General features: G+C 59.8%; 23 protein-coding genes. 11 read left to right on the top strand and 12 right to left on the bottom strand.

Annotated elements, in window-relative coordinates:
- Positions 1-89 precede the first annotated feature (89 nt).
- Both cynS and LOY55_RS12855 read left to right on the top strand, forming a co-directional pair.
- Positions 90-557, top strand: coding sequence for a cyanase (gene cynS / locus LOY55_RS12860; RefSeq protein ID WP_077430305.1), 468 nt, complete (start codon positions 90-92; stop codon positions 555-557).
- Positions 558-693: 136 nt separating this feature from the next.
- Positions 694-1,353 carry a carbonic anhydrase gene (locus LOY55_RS12855; protein WP_109784629.1) on the top strand — a complete coding sequence of 220 codons (660 nt, stop codon included), beginning with the start codon at positions 694-696 and terminating at the stop codon, positions 1,351-1,353.
- Between the two features lie 60 nt (positions 1,354-1,413).
- On the opposite strand, the gene LOY55_RS12850 is transcribed toward LOY55_RS12855, so the two are convergent.
- Both LOY55_RS12850 and LOY55_RS12845 read right to left on the bottom strand, forming a co-directional pair.
- Complete coding sequence (locus LOY55_RS12850) at positions 1,414-1,749, bottom strand: BON domain-containing protein (protein WP_046027647.1); 336 nt, start codon at positions 1,747-1,749, stop codon at positions 1,414-1,416.
- 58 nt (positions 1,750-1,807) lie between these two features.
- Positions 1,808-3,310 carry an aldehyde dehydrogenase family protein gene (locus tag LOY55_RS12845; protein WP_223524633.1) on the bottom strand — a complete coding sequence of 501 codons (1,503 nt, stop codon included), beginning with the start codon at positions 3,308-3,310 and terminating at the stop codon, positions 1,808-1,810.
- A 282-nt stretch (positions 3,311-3,592) separates the two neighbouring features.
- Between LOY55_RS12845 and LOY55_RS12840 the strand changes: the two genes are divergently transcribed.
- Genes LOY55_RS12840 through LOY55_RS12830 form a run of 3 tightly spaced genes read left to right on the top strand, consistent with a single transcriptional unit; the run spans position 3,593 to position 5,123 of the window.
- Entirely contained in the window at positions 3,593-3,796 is a 204-nt protein-coding gene (locus tag LOY55_RS12840; RefSeq protein WP_077430307.1) for a hypothetical protein, read from the top strand.
- A 57-nt stretch (positions 3,797-3,853) separates the two neighbouring features.
- Positions 3,854-4,369, top strand: a complete 516-nt coding sequence (locus tag LOY55_RS12835; RefSeq protein ID WP_046027652.1) for a DoxX family protein — start codon at positions 3,854-3,856, stop codon at positions 4,367-4,369.
- Between the two features lie 55 nt (positions 4,370-4,424).
- Complete coding sequence (locus tag LOY55_RS12830; protein ID WP_223524630.1) at positions 4,425-5,123, top strand: dienelactone hydrolase family protein; 699 nt, start codon at positions 4,425-4,427, stop codon at positions 5,121-5,123.
- 53 nt (positions 5,124-5,176) lie between these two features.
- Here the strand turns inward: LOY55_RS12830 and LOY55_RS12825 are convergent, their stop codons facing one another.
- From LOY55_RS12825 to LOY55_RS12795, 7 genes are all read right to left on the bottom strand, one after another.
- Entirely contained in the window at positions 5,177-5,539 is a 363-nt protein-coding gene (locus LOY55_RS12825; protein WP_046027655.1) for a copper-binding protein, read from the bottom strand.
- Complete coding sequence (locus LOY55_RS12820; RefSeq protein ID WP_223524627.1) at positions 5,536-8,694, bottom strand: efflux RND transporter permease subunit; 3,159 nt, start codon at positions 8,692-8,694, stop codon at positions 5,536-5,538. The genes LOY55_RS12825 and LOY55_RS12820 overlap by 4 nt, the downstream gene beginning before the upstream one ends.
- Positions 8,691-9,911, bottom strand: coding sequence for an efflux RND transporter periplasmic adaptor subunit (locus LOY55_RS12815; RefSeq protein ID WP_223524624.1), 1,221 nt, complete (start codon positions 9,909-9,911; stop codon positions 8,691-8,693). The genes LOY55_RS12820 and LOY55_RS12815 overlap by 4 nt, the downstream gene beginning before the upstream one ends.
- Positions 9,908-11,164 (bottom strand): TolC family protein, encoded by a 1,257-nt coding sequence (locus LOY55_RS12810; RefSeq protein WP_109784625.1) that lies wholly within the window; start codon positions 11,162-11,164, stop codon positions 9,908-9,910. Before LOY55_RS12810 ends, LOY55_RS12815 begins: the two co-directional genes overlap by 4 nt.
- 95 nt (positions 11,165-11,259) lie before the next feature.
- Complete coding sequence (locus LOY55_RS12805) at positions 11,260-11,601, bottom strand: hypothetical protein (protein ID WP_077430312.1); 342 nt, start codon at positions 11,599-11,601, stop codon at positions 11,260-11,262.
- A gap of 111 nt (positions 11,602-11,712) precedes the next feature.
- Positions 11,713-12,681 (bottom strand): nitrilase-related carbon-nitrogen hydrolase, encoded by a 969-nt coding sequence (locus LOY55_RS12800; protein ID WP_258668016.1) that lies wholly within the window; start codon positions 12,679-12,681, stop codon positions 11,713-11,715.
- A gap of 104 nt (positions 12,682-12,785) precedes the next feature.
- Positions 12,786-13,718: a GlxA family transcriptional regulator gene (locus tag LOY55_RS12795; RefSeq protein WP_046027665.1), complete on the bottom strand. Its 933-nt coding sequence runs from the start codon at positions 13,716-13,718 to the stop codon at positions 12,786-12,788.
- A gap of 289 nt (positions 13,719-14,007) precedes the next feature.
- Between LOY55_RS12795 and LOY55_RS12790 the strand changes: the two genes are divergently transcribed.
- Together LOY55_RS12790 and LOY55_RS12785 are read left to right on the top strand one after the other, a co-directional pair.
- The gene (locus tag LOY55_RS12790; protein WP_258668015.1) at positions 14,008-17,499 is read left to right on the top strand and encodes a hypothetical protein; all 3,492 of its coding nucleotides are present in this window, start codon (positions 14,008-14,010) and stop codon (positions 17,497-17,499) included.
- Positions 17,500-17,599: 100 nt separating this feature from the next.
- A complete protein-coding gene (locus tag LOY55_RS12785) occupies positions 17,600-18,094 on the top strand; it encodes a PaaI family thioesterase (RefSeq protein ID WP_109784621.1) in 495 nt (164 codons plus the stop codon).
- Between the two features lie 27 nt (positions 18,095-18,121).
- Here LOY55_RS12785 and LOY55_RS12780 read toward each other — a convergent pair whose 3' ends face one another.
- Positions 18,122-18,742 (bottom strand): cell wall hydrolase, encoded by a 621-nt coding sequence (locus LOY55_RS12780; RefSeq protein WP_258668014.1) that lies wholly within the window; start codon positions 18,740-18,742, stop codon positions 18,122-18,124.
- A gap of 139 nt (positions 18,743-18,881) precedes the next feature.
- Here LOY55_RS12780 and LOY55_RS12775 point away from each other — a divergent pair, with 139 nt between their 5' ends.
- Positions 18,882-19,733 carry a CAP domain-containing protein gene (locus LOY55_RS12775; protein WP_109784619.1) on the top strand — a complete coding sequence of 284 codons (852 nt, stop codon included), beginning with the start codon at positions 18,882-18,884 and terminating at the stop codon, positions 19,731-19,733.
- A gap of 31 nt (positions 19,734-19,764) precedes the next feature.
- Here LOY55_RS12775 and LOY55_RS12770 read toward each other — a convergent pair whose 3' ends face one another.
- The gene (locus LOY55_RS12770; RefSeq protein WP_046027671.1) at positions 19,765-20,001 is read right to left on the bottom strand and encodes a hypothetical protein; all 237 of its coding nucleotides are present in this window, start codon (positions 19,999-20,001) and stop codon (positions 19,765-19,767) included.
- 192 nt (positions 20,002-20,193) lie between these two features.
- Between LOY55_RS12770 and LOY55_RS12765 the strand changes: the two genes are divergently transcribed.
- The 3 genes from LOY55_RS12765 (at position 20,194) to yghX (ending at position 23,437) form a co-directional block, all read left to right on the top strand.
- Entirely contained in the window at positions 20,194-21,957 is a 1,764-nt protein-coding gene (locus tag LOY55_RS12765; RefSeq protein WP_046027672.1) for an L-lactate permease, read from the top strand.
- Positions 21,958-22,054: 97 nt separating this feature from the next.
- Complete coding sequence (locus LOY55_RS12760) at positions 22,055-22,498, top strand: hypothetical protein (protein WP_258668013.1); 444 nt, start codon at positions 22,055-22,057, stop codon at positions 22,496-22,498.
- Positions 22,499-22,549: 51 nt separating this feature from the next.
- Entirely contained in the window at positions 22,550-23,437 is an 888-nt protein-coding gene (gene yghX, locus LOY55_RS12755) for a YghX family hydrolase (protein WP_258668012.1), read from the top strand.
- A gap of 221 nt (positions 23,438-23,658) precedes the next feature.
- Here yghX and LOY55_RS12750 read toward each other — a convergent pair whose 3' ends face one another.
- Positions 23,659-24,447: a DeoR/GlpR family DNA-binding transcription regulator gene (locus LOY55_RS12750; RefSeq protein WP_109784616.1), complete on the bottom strand. Its 789-nt coding sequence runs from the start codon at positions 24,445-24,447 to the stop codon at positions 23,659-23,661.
- Positions 24,448-24,570 lie beyond the last annotated feature (123 nt).

The following is a 24,570-nucleotide window of genomic DNA, read 5'->3' as shown; positions in this document are numbered from 1 at the left end:
AGCATTGTATATCGATCTTGGACGCTATGAGTCAATCGGCAGAAGATGGCTTCACACCCAAGCGACACCACGCCGACAGGAGAATCACCATGCAACAGTCCCACGCTTACAACGACCCGAGTCTGGCCCTGACCACCTCGATTCTCGATGCCAAGGCCCGCAAAAATCTGTCCTGGCAGGACCTGACCGACGGCACCGGCCTGGGTCTGGCCTATGTCACCGCCGCCCTTCTCGGCCAGCATCCATTGCCGGAAACCGCCGCCAAAGTGATTGGCGAAAAACTCGACCTGGACGCCGACACCGTGGCCCGCCTGCAGATCATTCCGCTGCGTGGCAGCCTCTCGGGTGTCCCGACCGACCCGACCATCTACCGCTTTTACGAAATGATCCAGATCTACGGCACCACCCTCAAAGCCCTGGTTCATGAGCAATTTGGCGACGGCATCATCAGCGCGATCAACTTCAAGCTCGACATGAAGAAAGTCGAAGACCCGGAAGGTGGCTCCCGAGCGGTGATCACCCTCGACGGCAAGTTCCTGCCACTGCGCCCGTTCTAACCAACACCCTAACCCCGTAGCAGCTGCCGAGCCCGCGAGGCTGCGTCCGAAGACGCAGTCTTCGCCAATCCAGGCGACTGCTTCGCAGCCGAACGCAGGCTCGACAGCTGCTACACACAATAGTGAGGACATCACCATGAAAGCGCTCATCGACGGCTTTTTGAAGTTTCAGAACGAAGCCTTTCCACAACGCACCGATTTGTTCAAACACCTGGCCACCACCCAGCATCCCGGCACGTTGTTCATCACCTGTTCCGACAGCCGTGTCGTCCCCGAACTGCTGACCCAGCAGGAACCCGGTGAATTGTTCGTCATCCGCAACGCCGGCAACATCGTGCCGTCATACAGCCCGCACCCCGGCGGTGTGTCGGCCACGGTTGAATATGCGGTTGCGGTGCTCGGTGTCAGCGACATTGTGATCTGTGGGCATTCGGATTGCGGCGCCATGACCGCCATCGCCTCGTGTAAATGCATGGATCACCTGCCGGCGGTCAGCGGCTGGTTGCAGCACGCCGAGTCGGCAAAAGTCATCAACCAATCCCGCCCTCACGCCACTGACGCGGCGAAGGTAAGTTCAATGGTCCGGGAAAACGTCATCGCGCAACTGGCCAATATCCAGACGCACCCGAGCGTGCGCCTGGCGCAAGAAAAAGGCCTGTTGAATTTGCATGGCTGGGTCTACGACATCGAGACCGGTTCGATTGACGCTCTGGAAGCCAGCAGCCGCACTTTCGTGTCGCTGGCAGAACATCCCGCTACCTGCGCTGTTTACGGCAAAACTGTACAAGCCGCCTGATGCGCCTCCCCTGCGCAGCGCTCCTGGCTTACAGGAGCGCTGCTGATGGGATCATCAGGCTCATTTGTCATCCGGTGGCCGACGCTCACTGCGTTCTTCGGCGTCAGGTGGTTCGGGAAAACTGCCGGGTGTGAATACGTGAGTCAGCAACTCCCTGGCATCGACATCGACAACCCCCTGAACCGAACGAGTCAGTGCAACGACCTTTTCACATTGCCGATGGGTAGTGACCCGGCCACTCAACGCCACCGTGCCCGCATGGGTTTTGACGTGAATTTGCAGTCCCAGGGTTGGATCGTCCATGGCCAGGACCGATTTCACCCGGGTCGTCAGCCATGCATCGTGGGCGACCGACTCCAGGTGATGAGAATATTGCTCGAAGGAACGAAGTTTCATGGTGTATCCCTCTTTCAGAACGAAGGAGCAAACACCTTAATTATAGTGTGCCCCTCGCCTAGCGTTTGACCGACAAAGAGGTCTGCGTCATGCGACTACGAACCGTGAACACCCCGTCTCCCGAGAGAATCGCGCTGCGCGCAAACAGCCGGCCGCTTTCCCAGTTCGAAAGCCCCAACTCCGGCTTGTTCAAGGCGTACTGCCCGTCGACCCAACGCGTGATGCCGTTACCGACAAACGGAGCATTGACCGCGTTGTAGAAACGCTCATGCGCCGCGTCATTCTCACTGATCAACGACACCGTGAATTGCGGGCTGTAACGATTGAACAAGGCAATTGCACGGTCCAGGTCATCGACGATCATCAAGCTGGCTTCCGGGGTTTCTTCCCATTCCCACTCGCGACCCAATTGATCCTCCGGCAGTGGCTCGGCCATCGCCTCGGTCCGGTAACCTTCGGCGCGCAATACTTCGACGCTCGCACTCAACCAGTGCGTCGGCAAGTACGACTCGCTGCCTTCGACGATGTGCAATTTGCAGCCTTGGGCCCGCGCGCTGCCGGCTTGTTGCAATGCATCGAGAAACAACGGCACCAGATCGGCGGCGCGGTCGCGCTGGATCAGGCAGACGTTCATCGTGTTGCAGACCTTGCGGTCCAGAGAATTGCGCACCACGGCGGCGAAACGCGTCGCGTCGGCGTCCTTGTCAGCGATCAGCCAGGCGCCACCAGTGCCATGCAGGCTGACGGCGGTGCCCGCCTGTTGAGCGATGCTGCCCAATTGACTGACCGCACGCCCTGAACCTCGGGCCACGGCCAGGGACAGACGCCGGTCAGCGAACATCGCCCAACCGGCCGCATGATTGACGCTTTCGACCAGCGATACCGCGCCGACCGGCAACCCGGCGTCGCTCAATGCCGGATTCAATGCATGGGTGACGATCGCCTGGGCGGTGCCCAACGCATCGCTGCCAATGCGCAGCACGGCGGTGTTACCGGTGCGCAAGACACCGGCGGCGTCGGCAAACACATTCGGTCGGCCTTCGAAGACAAACGCGACGATGCCCAGCGGCGACACCACTTGTTCGACTTTCCAGCCGTCATGCTCAACGCAACTGATCACTTTGCCGCGTGAGGCTGGCGCATCGCGCCAGGCCCGCAGGCCGGCGATCATGTCGCGGCGCATGCGCTCATCGGCCAGCAAACGCGTGGTGGAGCGCCCACGAGCCTTGGCCCGTTCGATGTCGGCGAGGTTGGCGGCCGCGATCAAGTCCCAGCATTGCGGGGTTTCCAGACGCTGGGCAAAGAGGTCGAAGAAGGTGCTGATCGCTTGATCCGACACCGTCGACATCGCGGTGAATGCGGCTTCTGCTCGCTCGATCGCCACGCTGGCCGCTTGCTGGTCGGCCACCGGAATCAGCAACAATTCGCCGCTGACCTGCTCCACCAGCAGGTGGTCCCCGGGCTGAAACCGCGCGGCCAGTTCGGGGCTGACAACCGTGACACGATTACCGGAAAAAGGAATCGGCGTGCCAGCGACTAGACGTTCGAGCGCAAGAGACATGAAGCGGTTTCACCATGCAGGGGGGCGGCCGGAAAATGTATAGGAAATTGCCCGGAGCGTCACGCGCCGGACCGGCCGGCACCACACAACCTCAAATCCACCACAAATCCCCTGTTTGTTGTGGCTATGTATCAGTGTGTGTACAGCCAGCCTCCTGACACACCTCGCCCATAAAACCCCGCTGCAACGACACATCGCAGATACACCCGCTTGATGAACTACGCCAGTCGATTGGCCACGCCGATCAAAGCGCTCCACTCACTCAAGCTACGGAGTATCACCATGTTCAAACTCTCGACTTCTTCCCTGACCCTCGGCCTGCTCATCGCGGGTGGCCTGGCCCTGTCGAACGTCGCTTCGGCGTCCGAATCCGAAGCGTTCAGCATGAAACAACTGACGCACGGCTACAGCCAGGCTCATGCCGACACGTCGGAAAAACCCGCCGAAGGCAAATGTGGCGAAGGCAAGTGCGGCGCCAGCGAGTAACCCATCGCGCGGGGCACGCCGTTGCCCCGCATTCCTGACCAGACGGAAATCATGCCAATGAACACTTCAATTTCTTCGGCCGTGAAAGGCCTGCACCTGAACCTCGACCGTGCCGGCAGCTGGCTCGCGCCCCTGACCTTGCGGTTGTTCATCGCCTGGGAATTTTTTGAGTCCGGCCTTGAAAAATGGAACGGCGAAAACTGGTTTGCCGATATCCAGGACCGTTTTCCGTTCCCGTTCGACCAGTTGCCGGCCACGCTGAATTGGGAACTGTCGATGTGGGTCGAGCTGATTGGCGCACTCGCCATTCTGGCGGGCCTTGGCACGCGGATATCGGCGATCAGTCTGATGGTGGTCACGGTTGTCGCCACCGCTGCCGTTCACTGGCCGGCCGATTGGTCTACATTGAGTGAGCTTGCCCAGGGTTACGCCATCAGCAACAAAGGTCACGGCAACTTCAAACTGCCGCTGATCTACCTCGCCGCCCTGATGCCATTGTTGCTCTCGGGTGCCGGCAAGCTGAGCCTCGATACGCTGCTGGCGCGATTTTTCTGGCGCCGTCACAATCGTTGAGATGCTACCGTGGCAAGCTTCACCCTACACCTCACTTGCGTAGACAGGAGCCACCATGAGCGTAACCACCCAATGGATCGAGATCGACAGCGACGACGGTAAATTCGGCGCTTACCTGGCCATTCCGCATACTCAAAATGGCCCTGGAATCGTATTGATCCAGGAGATCTTCGGTGTCAACGAGCACATCCGCTCGGTCGCCGAACAATACGCCGCTGATGGTTATCTGGTGATCGTGCCGGACCTGTTCTGGCGCAGCGGCCATCGCATCGAATTGACCTACGACGAAGCCGGCTGGAAGCGCGCCGTCGAGTTGATGAACGCCACCGACATCACCCAGGCGCAGGCCGACATCAAACTGGCCATCGACGCCCTCGATGCGCAACCAGGTCTGGACGGCGGCATCGCCTCCATCGGTTATTGCTTCGGTGGTTTGTTGTCCTACCTCACCGCCACCAATGGCTATGTGGATGTGGCGGTTGCCTATTACGGCGGCGGTATCCAGAACCACCTGGACCGCGCCGATGACATCGAAGTACCGCTGTTGATGCACTTCGGTGAAGCAGACAGCCATATTTCGCTGGAAGCCGTGGAGGCAATCGCCGAGCGTTTCGACACCAACGATAACGTGGAAATTGTCGTGTACCCGGAAGCTGAACACGGCTTCAACTGCTCGCACCGCGACAGCTATAACCAGCGCGCAGCGGCTGAGGCGCATGGCAATACGTTGATTTTCCTGGGTCAGGAGCTCTGACGCAAACGAACCGGTGGTGCGGATGACCTTCGCACCACCGGGCTCGCCACGCGCTACTTCGCTACATCGATCGATACGATCGTCGCCGTCGCCCCTTCAAGCTGAAACTCGAAGTTCACCTGGTCCCCCACCTTCACCGCAGCCAATTGCGCCTCTGTAGCCTTGAACCCCATGGTCATCGGCGGCCACTTCACCGCGGGTACGGCACCGTGGGCGATGGTTACCGTGTGCTTGGCACTGTCGATTGACTTCACCGTACCCGCCGCCTTGGCAACCGGTGCTTGCGCTGTTTGCGCCTTCATCGGCTGACCGTCCATGGCCATGTCATCCATCTTCATGCCGGGCATATCCGCTGCGTGGGCAGAAAGAGAAAGAGCAATCACCGTGCTTGTTACTGCGATCAGAGTCAGTTTCATTGGGCGTTTCCTTGAGCTTTAGGGTTTTTTGACAGGAGCGGACGACGGCGCATCAAGCGATACGCCGCCGGAATCACAAACAGTGACAGCAAGGGCGCGGTGATCATGCCGCCGACCATGGGCGCGGCGATGCGACTCATGACCTCGCTGCCGGTGCCACTGCCCAGCAGAATCGGCAACAGGCCGGCAATGATCACGGCCACGGTCATGGCCTTGGGTCGAACCCGCTGCACTGCACCTTCACGAATCGCTGCCACCAACCCGTGTTCTGTCCGGTCGCCAGCGTCTTCGCGCTCAGCCCAGGCATTTTTCAGGTACAGCAGCATGATCACGCCAAACTCGGCAGACACCCCGGCCAGCGCAATGAAGCCAACGCCGGTGGCCACCGAAAGATTGAACCCCAGCCCATAGAGGAACCACGCTCCGCCCACGAGTGCAAAAGGCAGCGTGGCCATAATCAGCAAGGCCTCGTCGAAACGGGCAAAGGTCAGATAAAGCAGGACAAAAATGATCAGCAGCGTGGCCGGCACCACCAGTTTTAGCCGCGCATTGGCCCGCTCCAGAAACTCGAACTGCCCGGAGTAGCTCAGGCTCATGCCGGGCTGCAACGTCACCTGTTCAGCAACGGCCCGGCGCAAATCGGCGACCACTGACGCAATGTCCCGCCCACGCACATCGATGTACACCCAACCGGAGGGCCGGGCGTTTTCGCTCTTGAGCATCGGAGGCCCATCCGTGACCTTGATTTTCGCCACCGTGCCGAGGGTGATCTGACTGCCCAGAGGTGTGTAGATCGGCAATTGCTCCAGTGAGCCAAGGGAATCACGCCACTCTCGCGGATAACGCACATTGATCGGGAACCGCGCGCGCCCCTCGATGGTTTCTCCTACGTTTTCACCCCCGATGGCACCCGCCACGATCGATTGCACGTCGGCGATGTTCAGCCCATAACGAGCGGCCGCCTTACGGTCGATGTCCACATCGATGTAACGCCCGCCGGTCAATCGTTCGGCCAGCGCAGAGCTGACACCCGACACCCCTTTGGCGACCCGCTCCACGCCTTGCGTGACAGCATCGATTTGCGCCAGGTCATTGCCCGCAACTTTGACCCCGATGGGGCTTTTGATGCCGGTGGCGAGCATGTCGATGCGGTTGCGAATCGGCGGAATCCAGATATTGGTCAGCCCCGGCACACGGACCACGCGATCCAATTCTTCCACGAGTTTTTCCGGGGTCATACCGGGGCGCCACTGATCCTGGGGCTTGAACTGAATGGTGGTTTCGAACATCTCCAGCGGGGCCGGATCGGTGGCGGTCTCGGCGCGCCCGGCCTTGCCGAACACGTGCTCGACTTCCGGGACGGTCTTGATCAGGCGATCGGTTTGTTGCAGCAGTTGCGCAGCTTTCTGTACTGACAACCCCGGCAATGCGGAGGGCATGTACAGCAAGTCGCCTTCGTCCAGCGGCGGCAGGAACTCGCCTCCCAGGCGCGACATCGGCCACACCGCGCTGACCAACACCAGCAACGCCGCCAGCAGTGTGATCTTTGGCCGGCGCAACACCGCGTCCAGCGCCGGTTGGTAGAGCCTGATCAACCAACGGTTGAGCGGGTTTTGTTGTTCATTGGGGATCCGTCCCCGTATCCAGTAACCCATCAACACCGGCACCAATGTTACCGACAGCCCTGCCGCAGCCGCCATGGCATAGGTTTTGGTGAACGCCAACGGACCGAACAGACGCCCCTCCTGCGCCTCCAGTGTGAACACCGGAATGAACGACAGCGTGATGATCAGCAGGCAAAAGAACAGCGCCGGCCCCACTTCCACCGCCGCATCGATCATCACCTGCCAGTGCCGCTCACCCGTCAGGGTTTCGCCCGGATGAGCCGTGTGCCAGGCTTCGATTTTCTTGTGGGCGTTTTCGATCATCACCACGGCAGCATCGACCATGGCGCCAATGGCGATGGCGATCCCGCCCAGGGACATGATGTTGGCGTTGATCCCTTGATGGCGCATCACGATGAAGGCGATCAACACCCCCACCGGCAACGAGATGATCGCCACCAGCGCCGAGCGCAAGTGCCAGAGGAAAATCCCGCACACCAGGGCCACGACGATGAATTCTTCGATCAACTTGTGGCTGAGGTTTTCCACGGCGCGATCGATCAATTTACTGCGGTCGTACGTGGTGACGATCTCCACACCCGCGGGCAAGCTGCTTTTTAGCGCATCCAGCCTGGCCTTGACCGCAGCGATGGTTTCGCTGGCGTTCTTGCCGCTGCGCAAAATCACCACGCCGCCCACGGTCTCGCCTTCGCCGTCGAGTTCCGCCAGGCCACGGCGCATTTCCGGTCCCTGTTGAACGGTTGCCACATCGCCAAGGGTGACGGGCACGCTCCCCACACCGAGCTTGAGAGGAATGGCCCGAAAGTCATCGAGGGTTTTCAGATAGCCCGAAGCCCGCACGATAAATTCGGTCTCGGCCAACTCCAGCACGGCGCCACCGGTTTCCTGATTGGCCTTGCCAATGGCGTCGGTGATTTGCGCCTGAGTAATCCCCAGACTGGCCATTTTCAAAGGCTCGAGTTGCACCTGATACTGTTTGACCATGCCACCGACCGTGGCGACTTCGGCGACATTGGGCAAGGTCTTGAGTTCGAACTTGAGGAACCAGTCCTGCAACGCCCGCAGTTGCGCCAGATCGTGACCACCGCTGCGATCCACCAACGCGTATTGAAAGATCCAGCCAACCCCGGTGGCGTCCGGTCCCAGCGCGGGTTTGGCGCTGGCGGGCAGACGACTCTGCACCTGACTCAGGTATTCCAGCACCCGTGAACGTGCCCAGTACAGGTCGGTTCCATCCTCAAACAACACGTACACAAAGCTGTCACCGAAAAAGGAATAGCCGCGAACGGTCTTCGCCCCCGGCACCGACAACATGGTCGTTGCCAGTGGGTAGGTCACTTGGTTCTCGACAATTTGCGGCGCCTGGCCGGCATACGGTGTGCGAATGATCACTTGGACATCGGACAGGTCCGGCAACGCATCGATGGGTGTGCTCTGTACCGACCACGCGCCCCACGCCGTGACGAACAGCGTCGCCAGCAGCACCAGGAAACGGTTGGCCACGGACCAGCGGATCAGTGCGGCAATCATGGCTGGCCTCCGCTTTTTTCCAGCGGCTGCACGACAATGCCTTTGAGGCTGGCTTCGGAGTCGAGCAGAAACTGCCCCGACGTGACCACCTGCTGGCCCTCCTCCAACCCCTTGAGCACGGCCGTTTGGCCGTCGCTTTCCGGCCCGGCTTGCACTTCCACCGGACGGTAGCGCCCGCCCTCTTCGGCCAGCATCACCAGCACCCGCCGGCCCGTACGAATCACGGCTTCACTCGGCACCTGCAACGTGGTGTCGGTGGCGCCTTGCAAACGCACCTGCACCGTCAACCCGGGACGCAAGCGTCCCTCGCTGTTAGGCAGTTCAATGCGCACACTGACCGTGCGGCTGTCCGCAGTGACTTGCGGCAGGATCGCATTGACCGTCCCGTGCAGCACCGCCTGCGGGAACCCCGCCAGCCGGGCTTCCACGGTTTGACCGGTCTGGATTGACCCTGCGGCCGATTCCGGCACCGCCACCGTCAGCCAGACGCTGTTCAGGCCATTGACCCGGGCCAGTGTTTCTCCGGCGGCCAGGGTCATGCCGACGCGCACGTTCAGTTCCTGTAGCGCCCCGGCAATCGGCGTGGTGATCGTTTGGCTCGACTGTACCTTTGCATTGCGTTCAACCTGGTCAATCAACGCGGCCGGCATCCCCGTCAGGCGCAGACGTTGCCGGGCGGCAGCCAACAGACCGGGATCACCCAGGCGTTTGAGCGCCAGAAACTCCTCTTGGGCGCCAGCCCATTCCGGCACCAGAATGTCCGCCAATGGCGCCCCCGCCTTGAGCACATCGCCCGGCGCACGGGCGTAAACCCGTTCGACGAAACCCGGCGTACGCGCTTGAATCACCGCCACATCCCGCTCGTTGTAAGCCAGCACACCGGCAGCCTCAAGGCTCGATGACTGAGTGCCGCGACTGACTGTCGCCAGCCGCAGACCGAGATTCTGCGTCACACTCGGGTCGATCTGGAGGGAGGCCGTATTGGCCGTGTCGTCGGCGTAGCGCGGCACCAGCTCCATTTCCATGAAAGGCGACTTGCCGGGCTTGTCGAATTTCTGCTGCGGGTACATCGGGTCGTACCAGTACAAAGCCTTGCGCTCGTCCCCGGCCATGGTGCCTTGATTCGTCGTTGCAGATTGATGAGCGAACCAATAACCGCCAAGACCGCCCAGCGCGATAGCGCCTGCAAACCCTGCCACGCTTTTTATGCGGCTCATTGGCCAGTCTCCCCGTAGGCGAAATACAGCCGGGCGCTGGTCAGCGCTTTCTGTTCGTTGATGTCGATCTGCTTCAAGCGGGCCTCGATCAGTTCACGCCGGGAAGCGACAACCGCTGACACATCGCTTTTGCCCGCCCGGTAACTGGCGAGGGTCAACTCGGCTTTTTCCGTGGCCAGCGGCAACACACTTTCCTGTGTGCGACGCACCGCGCGGTCCAGGCGTTCGTACTCGGCCAATTGCGCCTCCAGTTGCTGGGTGTGTTCGCGAGTCAACGCCTCACGCTCGGCTTCAAGTTGATTGAGCTCGGCCCGTTTGGCAGCGATCTTCGGGTTCTGCCGCGTCTCGGGAAACAGCGGCAGGTCGAAGGTGAATTGCACACTGACCATGTCGCCGAACTCACGCCCGCGCTTCTGGTAATCGAGCTCCCAGCTCCAGTCGGATTGCTTCTCGGCTTCGGCTTCGCGGACTTTGGCTTGCGCTTGCCGGGTCATGGGCGCGAACGCTGCCAACTCCGGGTGATGCTCGAGTTTGTGCACATAACCCGAGGTATCGATGGGCCATTGCGGCCAGTTGCCGGTGGGTTGCTCATTGGCCGCAGGACCGATCCAGCGCTTGAGCGCCGCACGCGCCTGGGCTCGCTGTAACGTCAATTGGTCCTGCTGCTCTTCCAGTTGCACCGCTTCCTGCCTGGGCGTCACGGCATCGGCCGGTTGCGCACGACCGCTGGCAATCTGCGCGCGAACGATGTCGGCCAACAGACGGTTCTCGCGATAAAACTCCTGGAACAGCGCGTGTTTCAGCTCGACGGCATAACTGTCGATCCAGGCCAGCGCCGTGGCCTGACGCACAGTCTGGCGCTCGACCCGCCCTTGCGCAGCGGCCAGGTCTACAGCCGCTTCGGCGACTTCGGTGCGCGCCCGGCGCTTGTCGCCACTGGGCATTTCCTGCATCACACCGACCATTTGCATGGTCATGAAGTCGTGGTCCAGCGTGCCCCGATCAGGGCCGCCGACCGGAAAGTTTTGCACCCCCAGCAACAGCTTCGGGTCGGGCAATTCACCGGCAGGAATCGCGGCGCTTCGGGCCGCCTGGAGTTTTTCTGCTTGAGCGGTGAGCGACGGCGCGTTGTTATCGGCCAGCCGCAAGGCTTCATCGAGGGTCAGTGGGGCAGCGACGCACGGCAACGCCAATACACTTGCCGCCAGGGCCGCCGCGAGCGGCCACCCCGTACGAAAGCACATGAGTTTCATGTCTTGAATTCCTGTCATGATCCGCGGCGCGCTTTAACAGGCGCGCAGCAACGCCATCCCGCACAGGCGGAATGGGGCTCAACGTGGAACAGGAATCAGGCGCGAGGGGGTCGCCATACCCCGGACGGGGTCTGGACAGGCAGCGCATCCGCGAAGAATGTGGCTATCACAGGGCTGAACAGATTAACGGGAGGTTTGATGATCGAGACTTGCAGAAGGGCACCGGTCTTGCACTCCTGACCCGGCTTGCAAGGTTTGCCATGGTCTGGCGCGGTGCTCATGTCCTGGCAGCAGTCCATGCCCATGTCACCCATCATCGACATGTCCATGGTTTTCATCGGACAAGGTTCTGCAGGTGCGGAAACGCCCGCCATTCCACTCAGGGGAAGCGCGAGGCTGATCAGGAAAATCAGGCAAAACCGCAGATAGCGTTTCATGGGGCTGGAGTCTAGCGCAGGCCACTGCGGGTTCAAATACCGGACAACAAAAAATGGCGTAACCGGAGCTGCACGCGATGAGAGCCCCGGCACACCAATACGTTTACCTGGTCACACCTCTTCCACTGGTGCAGCCACCGCCAACGTCGGCTGGGCATTGCGTTCATGAACATGGCGGTGTGGTGTGCGGTCGATGTTCAGGCTGAGGATTTCCGGACGGCTGTAGTGACCGCGACCATCCATTTGACGTTTACGGATCTCGATCTCGAACAAATCGATGTCAGCGATGACTTCGCCCTCGCCTTCGGTCAGCGCGCCGATGACTTCGCCTTGCGGGTCGATGATCACGGTGTAGCAACCGCCGGAAATCGGACCGATCTCGCAGCCGGTGTCGGCCATGATCTGGGCTTGTTGTTCCGGGTACAACCAGGCCGTCGAGTTGACCACGAAGCAGGCCGATTCCAGGGCGTGCATGCGGATGCTGACTTCCATCTGGCGGGTAAACCGTTCACCGGCAAATGAACCGGGGTACATCGCGGCGTGAATCTGTTCGCCGTCTTCGATCAGGGCGTAACGCGCCAGCGGGTTGTAATGTTCCCAGCAGGCCAGTTGCCCGATGCGGCCAACGGCGCTGTCCACCGCTTTGAGGCCAGAGCCATCGCCCATGCCCCAGATCATGCGTTCGTGATAGGTCGGCGAAATCTTGCGCCGGGCCTGGATCAGGGTGCCGTCGGCATCAAACAGCAACTGCGTGTTGTACAGGGTGCTGCCATCGCGCTCGTTGACGCCGATGGACACCACCATGTTGGCCTCCTTGGCGGCCTTGCCGATTTCATCGGTGGTCGCAGAAGGCACCACCACCGCCTGATCGAGCAATTTGTAGTGCTCGGCACCCATTTTGAAAGGCGCCTGCACAAAAGAAAAATACGGGTAGTACGGGACGATGGTTTCCGGGAAAACGGCGAACTGCACGCCCTTCTCGCCGAGTTCGCGAATCTTGTTAACCACCTTTTCTACAGTGCCTTCACGGCTGTAGAGCACAGGTGCGATTTGGACGGCAGCAGCTTTGACAATGGTCATGGCGGTGATCTCACTGAGGGTTTGGGCTTCAACGAGATAAAGATTACGGCAATCATATTTTGTCTTAAATGCCGAATACACCACCTTTTAGGACATGCCGATTATCACGTCCGGTTCGCGCGCTGAATCACCTGCGGCGGCTGCCCGAACGCGCGAATAAACGCCCGACGCATGCGCTCACGGTCGCCAAAACCGGTTTCGGTGGCGACCACATCAATGGCGTGCCGCCCGGTTTCCATCATCAGCCGCGCGGCCTCTACCCGCAGGTTTTCGACAGCTTTGGCCGGTGATTGCCCGGTTTCGGCCTGGAACACCCGACTGAATTGCCGAGGGCTCAGATTGGCCGCCTCGGCTAATTGCTCCACCGACAACGCCGACTTCAAGTGTTGCTTGGCGTAGGTCAATGCCGCCTGGATGCGGTCGGTCTTCGGTTCGAGTTCCAGCATCACCGAAAACTGCGACTGCCCCCCTGCGCGGCGGTGATACACCACCAGTTGCCGGGCCACCGTGCGCGCCACGTCAGCACCGAGGTCTTTTTCCACCAACGCCAAGGCCAGGTCGACACACGCACTCATGCCCGCGGCGGTCCAGAGGTTGCCGTCGTTGATGAAAATACGGTCCTCCTCGACGATCACCTTCGGATACGCTCGTTGCAAGGCCGGCGCATGGCACCAATGCGTGGTCGCCCGCCGCCCGTCCAGCAAACCGGCCTCGGCGAGCGCGATGGCGCCGGTGCAGATCGAACCGATACGGCGAGTGGTCTGGCTGGCGCTGCGCAAAAACGCCACCACGCCGGGCGACGTCGGACGAATCACGTTGTCGCCCATCACCAGCAGCGTGTCGAAAGTGCGCTGATCGAAAGCGCTGGTTTCCACGCCGAAACCGGCGGAGGTCTGCACCGTGCCGCCGTGCTCGGACAGCAGTGAAAGGCTGTACACCGGCTCGGTGGTAGTGTTGTTGGCCAGCTCGAAAGTGGCGCACATGGCGAGGCCGAGTACCTGGAAGCCGGGGTAAACGATGAGTCCGATGTTGTGCACGGCTGACGACCTTAAAAGTGGCATGAGGGGTTTCAGGCCATAAAAGGTGGACTCTACGCCACTTGGCATTCTGGACAACAGGCTTTGCGATCAATGGATCGAACAATGCCGTTATGCAACTTCCTCAACCCGTTCTATTTCGCGTTAAATTTCATACTTGTGTATTGGCCACGTTACAACTTACAGGGCAATAACACGCGCAACTAAAAGAACTAAGCACTCAACAAAACCAACTTGTAAAACAGGTCTATAAATAACCTAGTAGCGTCGGCCATTCGAGGGATGGGCCATGGACAGCAACAAGGATTCCGGTACTAACCTGGCGTTCTGGCTGCCGGGCAGCGCAGTCATCTTCAGTCTGGTCGTCTCTACGTTTGCACTGACCCGCGAACCGTTCCTTGAACCGCGCCCCATCGGTGCACAATTTCAAGCGCAGTTGCCGATCGAAGCGCGGTTATGGCAGGACCCGTTTGATGCGCTGGAGCGTTATCGCAAGAAACTTAACGACATCGATAGTCCGGATGCCGCGAATTTATGCGCGCCCAGGGTTTCCCCGCCGCCCGGAGCGCCCACCCCGCCCGACATCATGGTTTCGCTGGTGGAAGGTGGCCCCTACGCTGACGAAGTCGAGCGCCGACGCCGCACTCGATATGCCCTGCTTGCCGGGTTTAAAAACTCTCATCGGGTGCCGGATCAAGAGCAGTACATCCATTGTTTGAGACTGGCAGCCGATCTGTCGGTTGATCCTTCGCCGGACCAACACTTCATCGATGTGCCCTACGAAATATTCGTTTCCAATCCATTCGACCCACCAAAATCTCTTGAAGGCGCTCCCCAGCCCGCCGAGCAGACCATCGTGTTCTGGCTGAAACAAGACGCACTGGGTTCACAGCCATTGCAGCAACTGGAAAAGCTGCGCCAGAGCCTGGCGTGTAGCACTCTCGAAAGCAGTTACCCATTGGCCTGCACAGGCGTGCCTGACAATCGTACTGTGCTGAAAGTCATCGGCCCCGCCACTTCAACCGTGCTGCGGGCTATGTATCAGGATGACGCCAACGCCCGGGCAACACCCAATGTCGAGATCTACTCGCCCCTGGCCACTGCGGACAATTTGACACTGACTAACCACCTCAATGTTCCCGACCCGCCGCCACCGCGCGAATACGACATGAAGCTGCTGCGAACCGTCAACGACGACGGCACCATGGCGCAATTGATGCTGGCGGAACTGAAGCTGCGCAATGTTGATCCGGCCACCAGCCTGCAATGCAGCAACAACAAAATCAATTCAAAGCGAGCCGGAGAAACTTGCGTAGAGAACAACTGGCCGCTGGCGCCAGACCGAATCGCGCTGATATCCGAATGGGACAGTTTTTATAGTCGCGCGCTGATCGAAAGTTTCAAGGCCGGGGTTGCCATCAAAGCAGGTTTGAGTGAACACGATGACAAGGCATTGGTCGACAAATGGGTTTTGCGTTTCAGCTATCTACGGGGCCTCGACGGACGCCTCCCCGAGGAAGCCGCGAGCAATGACAAAACCGCCAGCAGCGATGCCAGCAAAAATAACAAAGACGCCGGCAAAATCGACCTCAGCCCACTGGAGAAAGCCGACGGCAACTCCCAGCTCGACTACCTGCGCCGCCTCGCCGAACACATCGCACGCGAGGACGCGGCCTATCGACGAAACGGCAAACCGGGCATTGGCGCCATCGGCATATTAGGTGTCGACACTTACGACAAACTCTTGGTGTTACAGGCGCTCAAGAGTCGAATGCCTTACAAACTGTATTTTTCCACCGACCTCGACGCGCGCATGCTGCAACGAGGTCAGGCGGAAACTACCCGCAACCTGATACTGGCGGCACCTTATGGGCTGACCCTGACGCGCGTCCTGCAGCAAGACGTGCCACCGTTTCGCGACAGCCTGCAAAGCTCGGTATTTGTCGCCGTTCAGGCGGCATTGGCGCCGCAATCGTTCCGTACCAAGCGAGAGAAATTCGACTACACGAAATCGAACCTGCTTTTGCCCGGTATCTATGAGGTGGGCATCAGCGGTTTTATTCCGCTCGCGAGCCCGGTAACCCTCGAGCGCGCGAAGAACTGCAAGGCATCGGCCAATTCGGATCAAGACATACATCCTCACGACCTGATGTCTTTGAGTTGCCTTCAAGACCCGTCGCCACCGCCCTACCCTGAAGCCTCACAATCGGTGCGCAGAGCATTCGAAAGAACTCAATCGTTTTTCTGGGCCGGCCCGCTGACGGTTGTCCTTCTTCTACTGGCCGGGTTCGTCGTCTGGCGCTGGATTTCGGGGCCGGAAATGGCCACACAAACGAAGCTGGCCTGGGCACGCGGCGTACCCATGATGCTGTATATGATCGCGGCAGCCTGCGCATTTATCGCCACCCGCACCTGGCATGCAGGGCTTCTCTGGTGCACGTTCTTACTGATCCTGCTGGGCATCATCACCTCAAACCGGGTCCGTCGCCTCGAGCGTCTGGCACAGGACAATATCGCGACGGCCAGCGCCAGCAGCGGCGTGTACGATTCACCATCGTGGTACATCGTCACCCCCCTCGTGGTGTTTGTGCTCACGTTGATACTGGTGTACCAAAAGCGCGGCCCCTTGACGAACTTTGGGCTCGGCGAGCCGATGTTCCTGTTTGAAGGCATCAGTGCCTGGCCGACGGTGGGACTGCGCGTCACCGCCGTGCTGATCTCGCTTTCGGCACTGGCATGGGGCTGGCGCAACCTGCGCGTCAACAGGGTCGAGATAGAACGCACCTATCAATTGCACGCATTCATGCGCAGGTATCGATTGGGGTTGTGCCGCCAGGTACTGCACTTTTTCCATAAAGGCAGGCGCTGGAACTTTCGTCGCTGGTGCAATGAATTTGGGTATTTCCTGCTGCTGATTTTTTTCCCGCTGGTCAGTACCAATGACAACTGGTCAAAGACTTGTACAACTATCCAGGCCAACTGCGACGACGAACGAAAAATGATTTCCATCGCACGCTTCTGGGGTGAGCACTGCATCTGCGGAGCGTTCGGCGCCCGCCTCTTGCGCGCTCTGCTCGCGACCTGGGTGTTCATCGTGGTCACCAGCGTCTTGTTTGTGATCTGGCCAATGGAACAGGTTCCGGTGCGCGGGCAATCGATGATGTGGATGTTCGTCTGGCTGATCCCGACCCTGGCGTTCCAGGTGCTGGTGTTCTGGGTCGTGGATGCCAACCTGCTGCTGACACGATTCATACGGCACCTGAGCAATCACCACGCGATCTGGCCCGAAAAGCTGCAGCAGGAACACGGGAAAATCTTTGGCGTTCTCAGACACCCCTGCATCGATGAATGGGTGGATTTGCAACTGATCGCCAAGCGCACCTCAGCGGTCAGCCGCCTGATCTATGCCCCGACGGTGGTCATGTTGATTCTGTTGGCATCGCGCAGCAGCCTGTTCGACAACTGGCCGACGCCCCCCAGCGTGGTCATTTCATTCCTGCTGACCACGCTGATCCTGCTCGCGTCCGCACTGTCGCTGCGTCGGGCGGCCGAAAAGGCTCGTACGCTGGCACTGCAGCGTATCGATGCCTATCTGCTGGAGACCCCCAAAAAGCCGGGCTATTACGAAAAATTCCAGATGATCCGCGACCGCATCGCGACGCTCAATACCGGTTCGTTCTCCCGCTACTCCGAAGACCCGTTGATTCGTGCGTTGTTGCTGTCGCTGACCGGTATTGGCGGCTCCGCCATTGTCGATGCGTTGAACTACGCGAAGTTCTGACGTCCCATCAGGGCGTTCAACCGAGCGCATGACGCCAATGGACTTCCCCCTGCTCCAGCGGTTTAATCGCAACGGACTTCAAGCACAACAAGGGACAACCATGTTCGATATTTCCATGCAGGACAGCGCCGCACCCGATGGCGTTTGCTACGGCTGCGGCAGCCGTAACCCTCACGGGCTGCACGTCAAAAGCCGCTGGGATGCCGATGGCGTACACGTGGTCGCCGAGCACCTGCCCGAGGCCAAATATTGTGGCTGGCCGGATCTGGTGTACGGCGGGCTCATTGCGATGTTGGTTGATTGCCACTCGAACTGGACCGCCATGGCTTACCACTATCGGGCCGAAAACCGCGAGCCTGGCTCACTGCCGCGTATCGACTGCGTCACCGGCAGCCTTGGCATCAAGTTCATCAAACCGACACCGATGGGCGTTGCGCTCACCTTGCGCGCCAGGGTCGAGGGTGACGTCGGGCGCAAGAGCCGGGTGATTTGCGAGGTGTACGCCGACGACGTGCTCACGGCAGTGGGCGACTCGGTGTTTGTCCGGGTCGATACCGGCCAACTGGCCGCTGTGGCGCATGGTCGCGAAGTGTAGAGCGCTTGAACCTCAGGGTCGGCCAATCTACTTCGCCGACCCGTCATGCGGCTTGTAGAACACGAACAAGCCGATGCTCGCCGTTTTGATGTACTTCTTGGCCCAGACCGGCTTCACCGTCTTGTCGTGGAAATACATCGCGCCGCCGGTGCGATCCGGTAGCTGCTTATTCAGCGCCTTGCGCGCGATTTCCTTGGCCAGCCCATATTGGTTTTCTTCCTGGACCGAGTCCGACTTCCCGTCGCACCACCAGGAGAACTGGCAACTTTTGGTTTCGGAGCCTTGCTTGACCACCCCGCACACGGTATCGGGAAAACCCTCATGGCCGAGGCGGTTCATCACCACGTTGGCAATCGCTTCCATGTCGATCTTGTCCTTGCCTTTGGCTTCCCAGTAAATGGAGCGGGCCATGCAGGTAATCGCATCGTCCAACGGGGCCTTGCCGGCCGGGTCGACCGCCTGGACTTCGGACGGGGTGATGGTCTCGGACTTGGGCACCGGCGCATCACTGCCCTTCTCCGCCGCCTTTTGTTCAAGTACCTGCGCCTTGCCTTCCGCCACCTGCTTTTTTTGTTGTTGCTCATCCGCGACGACGTAACCGGCGAAAAGCGCAGCAGTGAGAAGCACGGCTATCCATTTGCTGGACATGGTGAAAACACTCTGGGAGGTGTCGGAACAGTGTAGTAGCCAAATCATGTCAGCTACTGAGCAACAAACTGCAAAAAGCCATTGCCTTGTACCGGGGGAGTTCGCGCATCATGGGCGCAGTCCGTCCAAGGGGGTTTCCATGCACGTCTTATCATCCGCATTGCGCTTGTCGGGGTTGTCGTTGGGTCTGATGCTTGCCGCAACGGCGATGGCGTCCGAAGAAACGCAACTGGCCGATTCGATCAACGCCTTTCGCAGCCTGTCGCAGCGTTGCGGCGGTCAGGTCTCGCCGGAGTTGCCTCCGCTGACCAGCGATCCGCGTCTGGTATTGCCGGCCAGCGGACAGGTCGACTTGCAGCAGGCCATGGTGCGTGCGTCGTATCCGATGTTCAACGTGCAAGCGATATCCCTGAAAGGCCCGCGTGATGCGCAAGCGGCGATGATGGCGGTACAGGAAAGCTTCTGCCAGGTGGTGTTGGACCCGAAATTCATCGACATCGGCGTCAGCCGCCAAGGCACCGACTGGCGCATCGTGCTCGCCCGCCCCCTGTTGACCGCGCGCCTGGGTGATGCCGCCGCCGAAGGCCAGAAGCTGTTGGTCGAGCTCAACGCCGCGCGCAGTACACCCCGTCAGTGCGGCGGCCAGCCATTTACCGCGACCACGCCGCTGGCCTGGAACGCCACCCTCGCGTCCGCCGCCGAAACCAACTCGCGGGCCATGGCCAACAACAACTATTTTGATCACAAGGACCGCGACGGTCGCACGCCGGGAGACCGGGCGGAACTGGCGGGCTATGTCTATCAGCAGATCGGCGAGAACATCGCCGCCGGGCAAGACTCCGTGCGCAAGGTCGTCGACGGTTGGCTGGCCAGCCCCGGTCATTGCGCCAACCTGATGAATCCGCAGTTCCGTGAATTGGGCGCGGCTTACGCGGTGGACCCGAAAAGCGATTCGGGGATTTACTGGACGGCCATGTTCGGTACGCAGTAGCCGAGTCGGTCAGAGCGGTGCTGCACCGCTCTTACAGCGTTTGCTGACTGTTGCCGACGGTTTTGGCCTTTTCGATGGCCCAGTCCATCGCGTCCTCCATGTCCAACAGGTGCGGCGACGGATGGTGGTCCTCTTCAATGACCGAACCGTCCGGCCGGTACACACCGATCAACATTTTCAGGGAGCCGTCTTTCAGTATCTCGGCCTTGACCCTGATCGAGCATCCGTTGGAAAGCGTCTCCTTGTGTTCCTCGTGGCGTTCAGTCATCGCTGTCTCCCTCTCATTGTGAATGGATCGGGCCAGTCATTCTTTTTGAGCGTAGTAGAAGTTCATCGTCGGACGGCACCCGGTGGTCACGGCGATGAACCTGCCGAGACAGCGGCGTAATGCCACCTATACTCCTTCCCACCAACCCCGCCCGGGGCCTGCACGATCAACAATAAAAAGCAGAGGTGGAACATGGTTTGGCAACAAGTCTACGACCCCTTCAATAACCCGGTGCTTTCCACGCTCATGGCGGCAGTGCCGGTGGTGGTGATGCTGGCATCTCTGGCGTTTTTCCACATCAAAGCGCACATGGCCGCATTGTTCGCCTTGGCGTCCGCCTTGCTGATCGCAATTTTCGCTTTCGGCATGCCCGCGAACATGGCCGGTTCGGCGGCGCTGTTCGGTGCCGCCAACGGTTTGCTGCCGATTGGCTGGATCGTGCTCAACATCATCTTTCTGCACCGGCTGACCACCGAAAACGGCTCGTTCAAAGTGCTGCAGGACTCCATTGCACGCATCACCGACGATCGACGCCTGCAGTTGCTGCTGATTGCCTTCTGTTTCGGTGCCTTCTTCGAAGGCGCGGCCGGTTTCGGTACGCCGGTGGCGGTGACCGGTGCGATCCTGATCGGGCTGGGCTTCTCGCCCCTCGCCGCGTCCGGCCTCGCGTTGATCGCCAACACGGCACCGGTGGCCTTCGGCGCGCTGGGCACGCCCATCATCACCCTGGCCAAAGTGACCGGGCTGGATGAAATGGAGCTGTCGATGATGGTCGGCCGGCAGCTGCCCTTCTTTTCGGTGCTTGTGCCGTTCTGGTTGATCTGGGCCTTCGCCGGTTGGCGCAAGATGCTGGAAATCTGGCCGGCGATTCTCGTGGCGGGGGTCAGCTTCGCGATACCGCAATTTCTCGTGTCCAACTACCACGGCCCGATGCTCGTGGACGTGATCGCCGCGCTGATTTCCATGGCCTGCCTGACGGCTTTTCTCAAGGTGTGGAAACCGGCCTCGGTGCACACTTCGGCCGCACTGACCGGGCGCGTCGACAACTCGAAAATCGATGCCGAGCATGAACAGAAAACCGCACCCAGCGCGACGTTTGCCAGTGATGCCAAGCCTGCCGTGATGCGCGCGTGGATGCCGTGGATCATCCTCACGGTGTTCGTCTTTATCTGGGGCACCCAAGGTTTCAAAAACACCTTTGATACCCGCCCGGCCATCGATCCGCAAACCAGCGCAGCCAAGCTCGACCCGCAAGGCAAACCGATGCGCGAGGCCAACCCGATTTTCGCCCCGATCGTGACGTTCACCACGCTGCACCTGCAAGTCGAGAAAGTGCCGCCCGTGGTGCCGGCACCGAAAACCGAGGAAGCGATCTATAAATTCACTTGGTTCACCGCCACCGGCAGCGGCATCTTGCTGGCGGCAATCCTCGGTGGCCTGCTGATGGGTTACTCCATCCCGCAGCTGATTCACCAGTATCTGCGAACATTGTGGGTGGTGCGTTTTTCGCTGATCACCATTGCGGCGATGCTCGCCCTGGGCTTCCTCACGCGTTACTCCGGACTGGACGCCACCATGGGCCTGGCCTTCGCCGCGACCGGCATTTTCTACCCGATGTTCGGCACCCTCCTGGGCTGGCTCGGCGTGGCGTTGACCGGCTCGGACACCGCGTCCAACGTGCTGTTCGGCGGCTTGCAACGGGTGACCTCCGAACAATTGGGGATCAGCCCGGTGCTGATGGCAGCGGCGAACAGCTCCGGCGGGGTCATGGGCAAAATGGTCGATGCGCAATCAATCGTGGTCGCGTCCACCGCAACGCGCTGGTACGGGCATGAAGGGGAAATTCTGCGTTATGTGTTCTTCCACTCCATCGTGCTGGCGATTCTGGTGGGTGGGTTGGTGACGTTGCAGGCGTATGTGGCGCCGTTCAGTCATATGGTGGTGGGTGGGCATTAGTCGGTAGGCCGTTTTGTTTGCCACGACCCGCAAAGAACGTCCGGGTTGTGGCGACAAAACCCACTGTCGGTCGAAGTTTAAGCTGGGGTGCTAAATCATGACTGACGTTGCATTCAAAGATGCGTTCGACATTTATCAGAAGCAAAGCGACAGCATCCATAAACTGTGGGCCTACTTTCAGGTCATCTCAATTGCTGTCTTGGGTTACACCATTGGAAGCGACAAGGGTAAATGGCCAGCTACCACCTACCTGCTGATTGCAGTCAGCTACTTTATTTTTGCAATGGCCAGTCAATGGGTAATTGTCCTGTCACAAAAAGAGCTTCGCAGATTCGGCGAAGCCGTCAGGCTGGCCTCGGAGGAAACGGGCCCAGTCGGCAAAAAACTTGTGGTTCAAGCCGTAAAGCCACGGACTGTTCGAACTTTCCACGCCTTGTCCATGCTAATTGTCTTGGCTGCAATTTGGGCGACCTGGTACCACACATGTCCAGAACCCACGCCCTGCAAAGCTCAGGCAACGACTGAAAATAAGTGCCCCTGAGACAATCACTGCTTTACTGATTCAAATCCTGACCAAACGGGAAGCGCCCCTATGGACCGTCTAACCGCCAAAGACTTCGCCCCCGAACTGCTCGAACTCTACGACTACTACGCCCATGGCAAGATCAATCGGCGAGAGTTTCTCGATCGTGCGGCACTGTTCACCCTGGGCGGTTTGACCGCCAGCGCACTGCTCGCCTCCCTGAGCCCCAACTATGCGCTCGCCGAGCAAGTGGAGTTTACCGACCCGGACATCTTCGCCGAGTACATCACCTACCCCTCGCCCAAGGGCCACGGCAATGTGCGCGGCTATCTCGTGCGCCCGACCAAAGTCACCGGCAAGGTGCCGGCGGTGTTGGTCGTGCATGAAAACCGCGGGCTCAATCCTTACATCGAAGACGTCGCCCGACGCGTTGCCAAAGCCGGGTTCATTGCGCTCGCCCCCGACGGCCTTAGTTCGGTCGGTGGTTATCCCGGCAACGATGACAAAGGTCGGGAGCTACAAGCGAAGGTCGATCCGGAAAAGCTCATGAATGATTTTTTCGCCGGCATCGAATGGCTGACAAAAAACGACGCGACCACCGGAAAAGCCGGCATCACCGGCTTCTGCTACGGCGGCGGGGTCTCCAACGCCGCGGCCGTGGCGTATCCGGAACTGGCGGCAGCCGTACCCTTTTATGGTCGCCAGCCCAAGGCGGAAGACGTACCCCGGATCCAGGCACCGTTGCTGCTGCATTACGGCGAACTGGACGCAGGCATCAATGAAGGATGGCCGGCGTATGAGCAAGCGCTGAAAGCAGCGGGCAAAACCTACGAGGCCTACATCTATCCGGGCTGCAATCATGGTTTCCATAACGACTCGACGCCCCGATACGATGAAGCCGCCGCGAAACTGGCGTGGGACCGCACCGTGGCGTGGTTTCGCAAGTATCTGGTTTAGGCGGTTGGCCAACGACTGCCGAGGCGCAACAAGCGGAACGCCTGGTCAGGTATCAATTCCTTCGATCTTTTAAATCACGAAGCCGAATTTTTTATTTTTCTTCGACGAATTCATGATGGCGTCCTTTCGGATCAGTCGGACGATACCCTCATGAATTTAAATTTTGCCTTTGCCTGCCTCATCGTCGTGTCGTTTGCGATTGCGTTGGGGCATGGCTGAACTCAGGCATCGACCTGAACCACTTCAATGCCCAACCGCTGATAATCCTCGACGCTGCCCGACGCTACGTGTTGCTCGGTAATCAGTGTATGGATGCGATTGCACGGCGCAACCACAAACGGCTCCACCGCCCCGAGTTTGTCCGCCGTAATCACCGCCACCACGTGTGAAGCGCTGGCAAGCATCGCTCGCTTCACGGGCGCCTCATCGAAATGCAGCGAGCTGATGCCGACGTCCGGGTGAATCGCGCAGACACCGGTGAACAACAGATCAGCCTTGATGCCTTCGATCAGCCGCAGGGTTTCATGCCCGCTGGCCGACATCGTCGCGGGGTTGAGCTGTCCACCGGCCAGGATCACCTTGATGCCTTTGTACTCGGCCAGGGTGATGGCGATCATCGGCGACGCGGTAATGGCCGTGATGGAGATGTCCGAGGGCAGCGACCGCGCAATTTGCAGCGTTGTACTGCCCGAATCGAACAGCACAATCTGCCCCTCCTGAACCCGGCGCGCCGCGAGTTGCGCCAACTGCGCTTTCACCTCATCGGTTTCGCTGACCCGAGTGAAAAAATCCTTGCCCGTGTCTTTCGGTCGCGGCAGCGCCCCGCCGTGCACCCGCTGCACCAGGCCGGCGGTGGCAAGCTCGGAGAGATCGCGACGAATGGTGTCTTCGGACACCGCAAAATGCTGACTCAACTCTGAAGCCATGACTTTGCCGTCGCGCTCAAGGATCAGGAGGATTTTTTGCCGGCGCACCGAAGGGAGCTCGGCGATGGAATGCTGATCTTGCATGTTTATGCCTGATTTTGCGGGTTTGTGCGAGGTTAGCCAAACAGGCGGGTAAACACAATCGGGAGGGACCGGGGCGGCAAATGGGCAGGTGTCCCCTCGCTTATTGGCAACAGTCACGAAACA

The organism is Pseudomonas sp. B21-040 (assembly GCF_024748695.1).
Lineage (GTDB): Bacteria > Pseudomonadota > Gammaproteobacteria > Pseudomonadales > Pseudomonadaceae > Aquipseudomonas.
Note: the sequence above shows the minus strand (reverse complement) of the source record. Positions and strands in the feature narration are given on the sequence as shown.